Below are 11,954 nucleotides of genomic sequence, written 5' to 3' on the forward strand. Positions count from 1 at the left end.
TTTCGATATAAATTATTCTTCATATCGATACGTAGAGCAAGGAGTTCGCACTTCTTTTCCGAACTTATTAGTTGCATATATGAAAAAGTATGCTAATATAAGGTTACTTATTAAACGTGTTTAATAAGTGAATCTCATTCAATAAAAAAGGAGATGAATGTATGAAAACGGAGAAAGAAAAGATGGTGGCAGGAGAAATGTATATTGCGGATGACGAAGAATTGGTGGCTGATAGAGTGGAGGCAAAACGTTTAACACGCCTTTATAACGAGGCGATGGAGACAGGAGATGAGAGGCGTTTTACGTTATTAAATCAGCTTTTAGGTTCTTCAACTGATGGGAAAGCACAAATTAATCCTGATTTTCGTTGTGATTACGGCTACAATATTCATGTTGGAAAGAGCTTTTTCGCAAATTTCAATTGTGTGATTTTGGACGTTTGTGAAGTTCGAATCGGTGATAATTGTATGTTTGCACCTGGTGTTCACATTTATACTGCTACTCATCCATTACATCCGGTGGAACGAAACTCTGGCAAAGAATATGGAAAACCGGTAAAGATAGGTAACAATGTCTGGGTTGGCGGAGGCGCTATTATTAACCCTGGTATTTCAATTGGAGATAATGTTGTAATTGCTTCAGGGGCAGTTGTGACAAAAGATGTACCTAATAATGTAGTTGTTGGTGGAAACCCAGCTAAAGTTATTAAAACGATAGACTTATAGAAATCGTTTTTTATGAGTGCATGAATAAACAGATGTCGTATCGTATAGAAAAGGTGAAAGATGTTTCATATAAAGAAAAATAGTACGGAAAATCGTACGAAGACATTACTTACTTCTTGAAACGCTCTTTTTCGTATTTGTTTTGCCGGTTTTCTCGTTTGCTGTAAGTTTCTATCATGCCTTTCGAGAGGACTCCCACCTCTAAACGTAAGTGAAGGTGGTGAGGTGAATCGAAAGAAATATTTTATTTTCAAGAAAACAATAGAAACATACGTTCTGTTTTGCTATAATATCCTTAACAAGGAGGTGAATAAAATGACAAAGGAAAATCCGTCAAACTATAAAACTCTTCAAATTTGGATTAAAAAAGGGCATCGTATGTATTCTTATTTTCAAGAATGTTGTCATAACGCTAAGAACATGTACAACACCACAAACTTTTATATACGCCAGGTGTACACTGGATTAACACAAGAAAAAGAGTTGCAGCCTTTGCAAAAAGAAGTTCTGGATAATATTCATAAAAATATTGATAAGATGAATGACACACAACTTCTTGCCTATCAGAAGAAATTGGAAAAAGAGAAATTAAAGCCTAAAGAAGAACAGAAAGAGATTACATGTAATTTGTTTTCAGAACCTAATTTTGAAAAACCTTATGTAGATTACAACTTTCTAGATGCACTATTTAAGGCTATGATTCAAAATGATTATCGAGCTTTGCCTACGCAATGTAGCCAGTCAATCATGAAGGGTTTGTTCCAAAATTGGAAATCTTTTTTTGCTAGTTTAAAAGACTATAAAAAGAATCCAAACAAATATGCTGGAACGCCTAGGATTCCAAAGTATATTCGTTCTTCTGAAAAAGAGATTCTGTATACAAACCAAGATTGCATCATTAAAAACGGTAGATTTTTAAAGTTTCCAAAGACGAAATTGCAATTAAATATTGGGAAACTAGGTTTCACTGAAGGTAAACTGAAACAAGTTCGTGTGATTCCAAAATACAATGCATATGTAGTGGAATTGGTAATTGATGTTCCTTCTGAACAACAAATGATTGAAGAGAATGCTCGTTATATGAGTATTGATTTAGGGATTGATAACCTTGCAACCATCGTAACAAACACAGGTATGAAACCTGTCCTTGTTAAGGGCAAACATATCAAAAGCATAAATCAATATTACAACAAAATGAAGAGTCATTTTACAAGCATTCTTAGAAATGGAAAACAAACGAATGAAGGACCTTTTACTTCTAAAAGGATAGAAAAACTTCATCAAAAACGTTACTTGAAAATAAAAGACGTCTTCCATAAAGTTAGTCACCATATCGTAAAACTAGCTCAAGAAGAAGTTTGTAAAATCGTTATTGGTCAAAACAAAAGTTGGAAACAAGAAACGAATATGGGAAAAAGAAATAACCAATCGTTTTGTCATATCCCGCATAATTTACTGATTCAAATGATTACATACAAAGCAAATGCTGTAGGCATTCAAGTTGTTGTAACTGAAGAATCATATACATCGAAAGCAAGTTTTCTGGATAACGACTTCATTCCAACGTATGGAGAAAATGACCAAAATACAACTTTTTCAGGAAAACGAATAAAGCGCGGCATATATCGTTCAGCAAATAAAACTTTAATTAATGCAGATGTAAATGCTGCGGCTAACATTTTACGAAAAGTAATCCCAAATGCATGGACAAATGGGATAGAGGGGTTAAGCGTGAAACAGCTCGCTAATGTGTTAACTCCCCTGACGTTAATCGTCCGTTAGGTCGAAACGTTAGAAACCCCCACTTCAAGCTTTGCTAAGTGGGGGAGTGTTCATTGCTTTAGAAAATGATGTATGATATATTGTCAACGCAACTTATTAAAAGTGTTTAATAAGTATGTTGATTAAGGTGGTGAGCGATTTGAGTGAACAATTTGTTACTCAAAAATCGATTAAAGAGACGATCCTTCGCGGCATTCGTACAGCTCTTCTAGAGCGAGGTAGTGCAACGAAAGTTGAACTTAGTAATACATTAGAAATCAGTTTTCCAACGATAAGTAAATTTATAGAAAAAATGAAACAAGACGGTGAAGTCACTTTAGCCGGTTTAGATGATTCAAGTGGTGGAAGAAGAGCAAAACGATATGAATATAATCCAGAATATATGTTAGGTTTAGCGATATTTTTAGAAAAAAATGAGACGAACTATACAATTTTTAACTGTTTAGGGGAAGTAAAAGAACAAGGCAGTACTTCAAGTGCATTAATCGATACGGGTCTAAGTGTATTGACAGAACATATAGAAAGTCTTATAGCTACGTTTCCAAAGATAAGTTCAATCTCAATTGGTGTTCCTGGTGCTGTCGATAATGGGCGTATTTTCTATATTCCTGGATATGAAAAGTTCCAAAATTTTAATTTGAAAAGTCACTTGGAGGAACTGTTTTCTATACCAGTAGTAATAGAAAACGATATGAATGCTGCAGTACTCGGCTATCATAAAAATACTGGAAACAATGAAAATTCCTCTCTTGTATATTTGTATTCAGGTCAAAATGGCCCAGGTGCGGGGATTATGGTAAATGGAGATGTCGTACGCGGAAGCACATTTTTCTCAGGAGAGATATCTTTCGTCCCGCAGTACGATAATAAAAATTTCTTGCAAGCTTTGAGAAGTGAAGATTCGAATAATCCAGAGGAATATAATATAGATGCTATTACTCGTTTAATAGCTACATGTATAGCTATTATTAACCCTCATGGATTCATCTTCTGTGATGATGAAGTGAACCAAATTGTAATAGATCAGATTGTAAAAAGTTGTCCGCAGTACATTCCGGCAGAACATATTCCGAAAATAACAGTGAGCAACTGGAAAGAAGATTATTTATATGGGTTAAAAAGCCTTGGACTTGATCTTATGATTACGAGAACAAATAAAGAAAATTAAATGTACTGGCAATGAAGCATCCAATTGCCAGTTGAATAACATAAAAGAAAAGGTGTCGATTATGAAAATTGAACATGTAGCAATTTGGGTGAATGATTTAGAAAGAATGCGTGATTTTTATAAACAGTACTTCGGTGGTGAAGAAAATAGCTTATATCACAATCCGAAAAAGCAGTTTGAATCTTATTTCATAACTTTTGAAGGCGGTGCGCGTCTAGAACTTATGAAGCAGGTAGGGATAGACGAGAAAGTACAAACACAAACAATAGGATATGCGCATATTGCTTTTTCAGTAGATAGTAAAGAAAAAGTGAACGAATTAACTAATACATTAAGAGAAGCAGGATACTCAGTGTTAAACGGGCCGCGTACTACAGGGGATGGTTATTATGAAAGTGTAGTAAGTGATCCTGAAGGAAATCAGATTGAGATAACAATCTAACATTATATTTACTAATAATTGATAAAAAGTAAAATTTTGCTGTTCTCCAAAATGTGTACGAGAAACCTATTATTTCTGCAGAAAGGGGGACATAATGTTGAGTGAAATCATTTTTATTTTCTGTATATATCCATTGCTTGTTTGTATTGTTTCAATAGCTGGAGCATATAAAGTAGGTACATTTTATGTGATGCCAATAGTAACATTTCTTATTTTTCTTATGTTAAATGTTACAGTGCACGATCCAGCATTTTTCTTTTGGGTGGGCATGTATACTATTCTTTCATTTATTGTTTCTTATATAACTATCCTTTTTATAAAGGGATATAAAGTTGTAAAAAGAGAGCGTTAATATCATTTTGGGAAAATAGGGATTTACGGTGAACGATAACAACCTCATTTCACGTTGTAATGACGGGAAATGAGGTTGTTTGATTTCTATTTTTTATTGGAGTGATGAAAATCGCGAAGAATCTTCTCAATGACTGGATGAAGAGTACTAGGTAACTCATCAAGCGGAAAGAAACGTAATTCTTTTGACTCAGTTTTATCACATACAAGCTCCCCATAAAATTCTCGGCAAATATAAACAACGAGTACACCGTGTACTTGATCGCCATTTGGATAGATTTGAAAGAAATCTGGCCCTGAGTATGTACGGAATAGTTCTGGATTTTTAATAATAAGTCCAGTTTCTTCATATACTTCTCGCTTTAAAGCGTCTTCTAATGTTTCGTTATATTCTAAAGCGCCGCCAATAATGCTCCAGCGGTTAAAGTCTGTACGGAGCTGCAGTAATACTTCACCTTTTTCATTTACTATAATGGCGTGCGAACCTATTAAAATAAGTGGATGATTTCCTACTAAATTTCTCATGTCTTCAATATAACCCATGTTTTGACTCCTTGTTTTTAATAGTAATTAGGAAGTTCTTTTAACATTCTTTCTGTTTTACGTGCTGTAAAGGCTAAGTTATGATCATCTTTCGTTCTGAAAAATAATGTGCGTAAAAAGGTTTTAATGTTGGCACATAAAATACAATACTCATTAAGCGAAAGGCGTTTTCTAATTTGAGGAAGCCTTTTTATTTTTTTATGAATAATAGAAATTAACTCGTTTTGAGGAAAATCATGATACAGCATTGCTAGTAATGGAGTAACAATGCGTTCATCTTCGTTATTATGAAAAAGGTCAGATGGAATAAAGATTTTATTTAATAAACAATGAATTAATTCTTCGTACCACTCAAAGGTCGTATACGTATTATGAACAATTTCGGTAAAAGCATCAGATATGTGAGCAAGACAATGAGCCCATCCTTTATTTTCGATATAGCCCCGAAAATCCGTTTCTAAGTTTGTGTATGTAATGAGTTTATTTTTTATTTCTTCGATATCCTCCTCTGTACAAAAGTAGTGCGAATTAGCGAATTGGAGTATTAACGCAATTAACGAAACAGTGTAAGAACGTGTGAAAACCCCATCTGTATGTGGGGAGTAAATGTCACAATATAAATACTCATCACTTAAACAAGTTTGCAGAAGTAATTTCAGCTGATCGTCCATAAGGAATTCATGATGAATGAAATGCGCAAAACATTTATATATAAGTTGGTAACGAACGTAGCTATCAGTCGTTCCGATATACTGAAGCATGTTCAAAGTTAACTCATTTACGTCTATATGTTGCAGTTGCGTATAGTCATTTTGTTGTATAAGCTCTAACTGTTGTTGCAATGCTGTAATATCCAATGGAGAACCTCCTCCGCACTTTAAAGATGCGATCTTTTCTAGTATTCTATATATTCAAGGACAATCCTGCTCATGCAAGGAGAACGATTAGAAATTCGAGTATGATATAGATGAGGGAAGAATATGACGACGATAGAACAGTTAGAAAAACATTTTAAAATAAGAAGAAGTGCTTCTTCTATTATGATAAAAGAAAATAATGCAGAGGTTTTTACAGAAGAGCAATTAGAAGAGATGTTGCAATATTGCGTTGCTGAAGCTCAAAAAGATGGATTAGAAAAACTACATTTTGAAATCTCTTCAAAAAGTCCAAATTATGATGTGTATAAAAAATGTTTTGAAACGTATTCATTTGAATATATTACTGAAAACATGATTGTATTTAAAGATATATACGAAGTAGAAGATGCAGAAAGTGAAGTTGATTTTAAGTTAATTGAAGAAGTAGGGGAAGAGGCTTTTTATTCACTGTGGAATGAAGCGACGGGAGAACCAGTCGCTCATGATCAATTTGTGCATATGATGCTACAAGAAATTGGTGAGCAATGGAAAGAACATTGCTTAACAGCGAGTGTCGATGAAGAGCCGATAGGAATTGTAATCCCGCATATTGAAAGAGGTACGTTAGAAGAAGGGAAACTTATGTACTTCGCAGTTACTCCAAATATACGTAACAAGGGATATGAAGCTGCACTATTTGCAGGTGCGATGTTTGTCTTAAAGGAAATAGGTGCATCTTATTATATTGGTGAGACAAATATACAAAATGAGTGGATGAAGGATGTTTTTGAAAAGAACGGATGTCAGTTGCTGAGTTGTACTGAGCGGTATGTGAGGGAGTTTTAAGATATACCCTGGGACACATCTAGTGGGAACCCGTGTACAAATTTTGAACAAGTAAAAGAACTTTTCGCCTGTTTGTAAGATAAAAAGAAAAATGAGAACGACAAAGTAGATATTTGTATAATAAAATAGAGTAAGATTTGACTATAAGAGAAAGCGTTGGTGAAAGAATGGAGCAGCAAAGAAATTGGCTACAAGCAACTGTAGAAAGAATTGAAGATAATACGTTACAAATAAAGTGGGAAAATAATATAGAAGAAGTTCGTATTTATTGGAGTACTTCACCAGATCATATTGAAGAAAATGGAGAACTACTTGCAACTGTAAATGGAGGATTATCATATACAATTGAAAACCCGAGTGAAAATGAACGTCCATATTTTAGACTAGTAGGAAGTAATGGACAAGCAGTGACAGTAGCTGAGCGTAGATTGCCATTACAAGGTGCGTTTAACTTCCGTGATATGGGTGGATATGAAACGACAGATGGACGTAAAGTGAAATGGGGCAAATTATACCGTTCTGAAGAATTAGCAGGACTAACAGAGTGGGATATCGACTATTTACAAAAGTCTGGTTTAAAGTTAATTTGTGACTATCGTACAGACTTTGAGGTAAAGCATAAGCCAAATCCTGAGATTACAGGTGCTCGTCAAGTGTGCTTACCAGTTATGCAAGACTTAGCGAAAGACTTAAATATAAATGAGTTTTTCCAAGTTGGTGACCTTTCTATGTTAGGAAAACCAGGTGAGTATCTTGTGAAAATGAATCAAGATTTCGTAAGTGGTAACGAGGCATTCGTGAGCTTCTTAAACTTAGCGCAAAACCCGGAAAACTTACCGTTAGTAAACCATTGTACAGCTGGGAAAGACCGTACTGGATTTGGATCAGCATTATTATTACTTTTACTAGGTGTACCGGAAAAAACAGTAATGGAAGATTACTTATTAAGTAACGGATTCCGTGAAAAGTTAAATGAAAAAATGATGGCCTTTTTAGGTGCGAAATTACAAAACGATGAGAGCAGAGCGATATTAGGTGCAATGTTTGAAGCACGTGCTGAATATTTACAAGCTGCGATTGGTGAAATTCAAAAGCAATACGGATCAGTTGAAGCATACGCTGAAAGGGCTCTTGGCTTTACGAAAGAGTCGTTAGAGGAAATGAAAGAGTTATTACTAGAAGACTAATAAGTAAAAGGAGGCTGAGCGGATTAGCCTCCTTTTACTATTGTTGCTATAATTTTGTTAATGAGGATGTTGTGCACCGAGGAGAAAATGGATGAAAAGAACTTAAGAATCGGGGGATAAAATGATTTATACACGTGTAAAAGCAGAGGGGTTAAGAGAAAGGCTGGCAACAATACTAAGTCAAGAGTATAAGGAACTAGCTATTCAAGATTTAAAGGTGATTGGAACGGGAGTGCAAAATATTGTTTTTCAAGGAGATTCAGAAAAGGGGTCTTTAGCATTTCGAGTACCGTGGGAAAGGGAAGTGGAAAATATAAATGAAGACTTATTTAACAGTCGGATTTCGTTGCAAAAGGAAGCGGAGCTGTCTAAGTATTGTCATTCAAAAGGTATTCCAGTACCAAGGATACACGGATTGCATCTTTCAACCGAACTTGACTTTTTAATTTCGGATTGTGTGTATGCTGATCATATGCCAATTTCCGCATGCAAAATAGGGGAGTTAGTGAGCAAGCTTCATAGTATGCCAATTGATGGTTTGTATTACAAACAAAATATTAGAGAGCCCATTAGTAAGTATATAGCAGAACGAATTGTGAAACGGATAGAAGGGTTTAATACAATCACAAACTGTAAAATTAATCTTCCGGATACAAAAACAATTGAATATATTCTTAGTACAGCAGATCATGTAAAATGTTTATTACATATGGACATTCGACCAGCCAATTTAATTGGGTATAATGGAGAAGTTAAAGCAATAGTTGATTGGGATAACGCTTTAATTGGTCATCCATTGCTGGAGCTTATGAGAATAGCTGAAACAAATGAGGTTAGTTGGGATGAATTTAAAGATGGATATAAGAATGATAGTATCTTTAATGTTACTCCTCATATTGTTAGTTTATTTTATAGACTAGATACAGCGGTCATGCTAGCAAACTTATTTATAGCACATTTGAAAATAAAAGATAAAGGTGTATTCTATAAAGAGCGGGTTAAAGCGCTTCATCACGAAATATATAAAAATTTATAAGCAATGAGAACGAAGCTTTTAAAATAGGAATTGAGGAGAACATCATGAAATACAAAGTTATATTATTCGACGTAGATGATACATTATTAGATTTCCCAAAAACGGAAAGACACGCATTACATAATGCGTTTGTACAGTTTGATATGCCTACAGGGTATAATGATTATCTTGCAAGCTATAAAGAGATTAGTAATGGATTATGGAGAGATTTAGAAAATAAAATGATTACGCTAAGTGAATTAGCAGTAGATCGATTTAGACAATTATTTGCACTTCATAATATAGACGTAGATGCACAGCAATTTAGTGATGTATATCTTGAAAATTTAGGGAAAGAAGTACATCTTATAGAAGGCGCAGTACAATTATGTGAAAATCTACAAGATTGCAAGCTAGGTATTATTACAAATGGATATACGAAGGTGCAACAATCAAGAATCGGAAATTCGCCTTTAAGTAATTTCTTTGATCATATTATTATTTCTGAAGAAGTTGGTCATCAAAAGCCAGCACGTGAGATTTTTGATTATGCATTTGAGAAATTTGGAATTACGGATAAATCAAGTGTACTAATGGTCGGAGATTCGCTAACTTCTGATATGAAAGGCGGAGAAGATTACGGCATTGATACGTGTTGGTATAATCCGAGTTTGAAAGAAAACGGGACAGATGTTAACCCGACTTATGAAGTGGAGAGTCTGCTACAAATTTTAGAAATTGTAGAAGTGGCGGAAGAAAAGGTAGCTTCATTTTAATCATGCTGATATTTGTCGAAAAATCGATATATTGAAAAAATCGTTGATATATTGTAAGTTGTGATAGATATATTGAAAAAATCGTTGATATATTGTAAGTTGTGATAGATATATTTGAAAAATCGTTGATATATTGTAAGTTGCGATAGATATATTTGAAAAATCGCTCATATAAATTCATATACTAAGATATAGAACAAAAAAATAGAGCTACTATACAAGGTCATTCACGTGTTATAATGCGTGAATTAAATATGCGTATATAAATAGTTTCCTAGCGTGATGCGATGTCATGTATGATTAGTGTAACAACTAGAGGTGAATAAAGGATGTTAACGTTTTTATTTGAGTTAGACAAGAATCTCCCGCAGAAGGATGAGCCACGGTATGTTGCTTATACAAATGGTTTTATCGAAGGGGATTTAACAATTTGTATGGGTGACAGAGTATTTTTTCAAAAATCATGTATGAAGGTTGCAGAGCTGGGCATTTATTTAGGTCAGTGGATGGAACAAGTTCAACACGGGCAAAACGTGCCTATGAAATATGAAACGGCTGACCGTGAAGAGGTAATTCTTGGCTTCTTCTATGAAGAGGATCATAACCAATGGAATGTTTCTTCCAGCTGGCAAGAATTTGAACTTCAGGAGAGTATCTCGACTACAACATTAGTAGAGAGCGTTCAACGCTATTTATATGAGTTAAATAAGGAACTGCGCGTGATAGAATATCCTGTGACGTTTGATCAGTACTTAAGAGGAGAGCGAATGATGCAGCTCTCTTACAAACGACCGTGTGATAGCAAAGCAGATACGACGCCGATAGAGTTTTATAATGGAAGTGAGCAAGTAGGCGTAGTACGGGGTTATTATAAAAATACGTTGATGAGAGTGCTGGACTTCATTCCGAAAATTGGTAGTAATATCATTTATGAAATAAAGGATAGTAAGGACAATATTCGCGTCATTGCAAAGGATGTAAGTAGGCAGCGCCAAAGAAAGATTTTAGTAACGTACATCGATAATAATGATGCAGAGCATGAAATACTTGTATGTGACGGAAAGTTATTGGATGCAAACTTTATATTTACCTTTACATATAAGGCAGAAGAATATGTTGTTCATAAAACTTCATTTGGAATGGGAAAATTATTACGAAAAGGCTATTTAATCGCAGATTGGAATATTCGTCTTGAGGAAGATATGTATTACATCGAGATGAATGCATATGATGGAGATTACATGGAGGATCAATACTTACTATTAGGCGTATTTCATGCGGTTTTATATGGATAATCGATGAGAAATACCGTCATTCTTCTTGGAAAGAATGACGGTATTTTTTATTTATCCTCAAAAATAAAAATCTCATCAATCGTACTATGTAATGCCTTCGCTATATCGTGAGCAAGCTGTAAGGAAGGATTATACTTACCTTTTTCAAGGTGGCTAATTGTTTCACGGCGTACACCAACTTGCTTCGCTAAATCTTCTTGTGTCATGTTCAATTTGGCGCGGTATTCTTTTATCCTCGTTACGAACGCCATGGTGCATCTTCCATTTCATCAACAGGTTTATCATAAAAGAACATAGAAAAACCGAACGTAAGAATGAGTGTGCCGAAAATAAGAGCGATATCAATTTCTTGTAGCGCCGGGTTTGGAAATAACATTTCAATAAACATAATGATTGCGGCACGATTTATTGACAATTTGTTCAAACAGTTCATCGTGTTGAACTGTTCTATACGATGTGAAAAAGGAGAAGAAACAGAACATAGTAAACAATCCTTTTTCATAAAAAAATCCGAGGAAACCGAAGAAACCGAGAAATCCTAAATATTTTATCCAAGTTGTTTTCATGATAGGTCCTCCTTACGTTGTTAGAAATAAGTCACGTTATGTTACAAATATATCACAATTGGATAGGAATGGTAATAATAGTTTTCCAGTTTGCTTCATAATAATAGTAAAAAGAGGAAATATGCTGCGAAATAAAGAGGATAATATTGTAAAATGGTTGTAAGGAGGGGGAGGAAGAAATGCTAACTTGGATCATGATCGTTGTATTACTTGTAGTGATTACTGTCATTGCGACGGTGTTAATTGGGCGGAATGGTGATGCAAATTATAGCAAAGCGACAAAGGGGAATATTAAACGATTAACAATGATTTATATTATACTAGCTGTCGTTTTAGTTGTTGGATTAGGGGTGTATATTTATTTTAAAGGTTAAATAAACTGAAAAATGTAAAAATCTTAA

Annotated in this window: 14 protein-coding genes and 1 pseudogene; 11 read left to right on the forward strand and 4 right to left on the reverse strand. The window is 34.5% G+C overall.

From position 1 onward, the window contains the following. The first annotated feature begins 161 nt into the window (after window positions 1-161). The 5 genes from CQ064_RS19140 to CQ064_RS19160 all read left to right on the forward strand — a co-directional run bounded on the left by CQ064_RS19140 (window position 162) and on the right by CQ064_RS19160 (window position 4,469). The gene (locus CQ064_RS19140; protein WP_000845630.1) at window positions 162-725 is read left to right on the forward strand and encodes a maltose O-acetyltransferase; all 564 of its coding nucleotides are present in this window, start codon (window positions 162-164) and stop codon (window positions 723-725) included. 315 nt (window positions 726-1,040) lie between these two features. Beyond that, a complete protein-coding gene (locus tag CQ064_RS19145) occupies window positions 1,041-2,507 on the forward strand; it encodes an RNA-guided endonuclease InsQ/TnpB family protein (protein ID WP_000159706.1) in 1,467 nt (488 codons plus the stop codon). Window positions 2,508-2,646: 139 nt separating this feature from the next. Further along, window positions 2,647-3,675, forward strand: coding sequence for an ROK family transcriptional regulator (locus CQ064_RS19150; RefSeq protein ID WP_000003038.1), 1,029 nt, complete (start codon window positions 2,647-2,649; stop codon window positions 3,673-3,675). A gap of 61 nt (window positions 3,676-3,736) precedes the next feature. After that, on the forward strand, window positions 3,737-4,117 hold the full coding sequence (locus tag CQ064_RS19155; RefSeq protein WP_000687573.1) for a VOC family protein: 381 nt from the start codon (window positions 3,737-3,739) through the stop codon (window positions 4,115-4,117). Window positions 4,118-4,214: 97 nt separating this feature from the next. Then, on the forward strand, window positions 4,215-4,469 hold the full coding sequence (locus CQ064_RS19160; RefSeq protein ID WP_001289515.1) for a YbeF family protein: 255 nt from the start codon (window positions 4,215-4,217) through the stop codon (window positions 4,467-4,469). A gap of 86 nt (window positions 4,470-4,555) precedes the next feature. Here CQ064_RS19160 and CQ064_RS19165 read toward each other — a convergent pair whose 3' ends face one another. Further along, window positions 4,556-5,011: an NUDIX hydrolase gene (locus CQ064_RS19165; RefSeq protein ID WP_000540477.1), complete on the reverse strand. Its 456-nt coding sequence runs from the start codon at window positions 5,009-5,011 to the stop codon at window positions 4,556-4,558. A 17-nt stretch (window positions 5,012-5,028) separates the two neighbouring features. After that, a complete protein-coding gene (locus CQ064_RS19170) occupies window positions 5,029-5,868 on the reverse strand; it encodes a DUF2785 domain-containing protein (RefSeq protein WP_000355450.1) in 840 nt (279 codons plus the stop codon). Window positions 5,869-5,991: 123 nt separating this feature from the next. On the opposite strand from CQ064_RS19170, the gene CQ064_RS19175 reads away from it, so the two are divergent. From CQ064_RS19175 to CQ064_RS19200, 5 genes are all read left to right on the forward strand, one after another. After that, complete coding sequence (locus tag CQ064_RS19175) at window positions 5,992-6,714, forward strand: GNAT family N-acetyltransferase (RefSeq protein ID WP_000207414.1); 723 nt, start codon at window positions 5,992-5,994, stop codon at window positions 6,712-6,714. Between the two features lie 167 nt (window positions 6,715-6,881). Continuing rightward, complete coding sequence (locus tag CQ064_RS19180; RefSeq protein ID WP_000437806.1) at window positions 6,882-7,901, forward strand: tyrosine-protein phosphatase; 1,020 nt, start codon at window positions 6,882-6,884, stop codon at window positions 7,899-7,901. A 121-nt stretch (window positions 7,902-8,022) separates the two neighbouring features. Further along, window positions 8,023-8,937: a phosphotransferase family protein gene (locus tag CQ064_RS19185; RefSeq protein WP_000640703.1), complete on the forward strand. Its 915-nt coding sequence runs from the start codon at window positions 8,023-8,025 to the stop codon at window positions 8,935-8,937. 44 nt (window positions 8,938-8,981) lie between these two features. Further along, window positions 8,982-9,692 (forward strand): YjjG family noncanonical pyrimidine nucleotidase, encoded by a 711-nt coding sequence (locus CQ064_RS19190; RefSeq protein WP_000875943.1) that lies wholly within the window; start codon window positions 8,982-8,984, stop codon window positions 9,690-9,692. 329 nt (window positions 9,693-10,021) lie between these two features. Further along, on the forward strand, window positions 10,022-10,987 hold the full coding sequence (locus tag CQ064_RS19200) for a tubby C-terminal domain-like protein (protein ID WP_000955109.1): 966 nt from the start codon (window positions 10,022-10,024) through the stop codon (window positions 10,985-10,987). A 47-nt stretch (window positions 10,988-11,034) separates the two neighbouring features. On the opposite strand, the gene CQ064_RS19205 is transcribed toward CQ064_RS19200, so the two are convergent. Next, entirely contained in the window at window positions 11,035-11,238 is a 204-nt protein-coding gene (locus CQ064_RS19205; RefSeq protein ID WP_000896321.1) for a helix-turn-helix transcriptional regulator, read from the reverse strand. Then, window positions 11,226-11,553 (reverse strand): annotated as a pseudogene (locus tag CQ064_RS19210) (DUF3796 domain-containing protein). The gene CQ064_RS19205 and the pseudogene CQ064_RS19210 overlap by 13 nt, the downstream one beginning before the upstream one ends. Window positions 11,554-11,732: 179 nt before the next feature. Between CQ064_RS19210 and CQ064_RS19215 the strand changes: the two are divergent. Further along, window positions 11,733-11,927 carry a hypothetical protein gene (locus tag CQ064_RS19215; RefSeq protein ID WP_000958863.1) on the forward strand — a complete coding sequence of 65 codons (195 nt, stop codon included), beginning with the start codon at window positions 11,733-11,735 and terminating at the stop codon, window positions 11,925-11,927. The last annotated feature ends 27 nt before the right edge of the window (window positions 11,928-11,954 follow it).

The sequence above is a fragment of the Bacillus sp. MYb78 genome, from assembly GCF_002975115.1.
Lineage (GTDB): Bacteria > Bacillota > Bacilli > Bacillales > Bacillaceae_G > Bacillus_A > Bacillus_A cereus.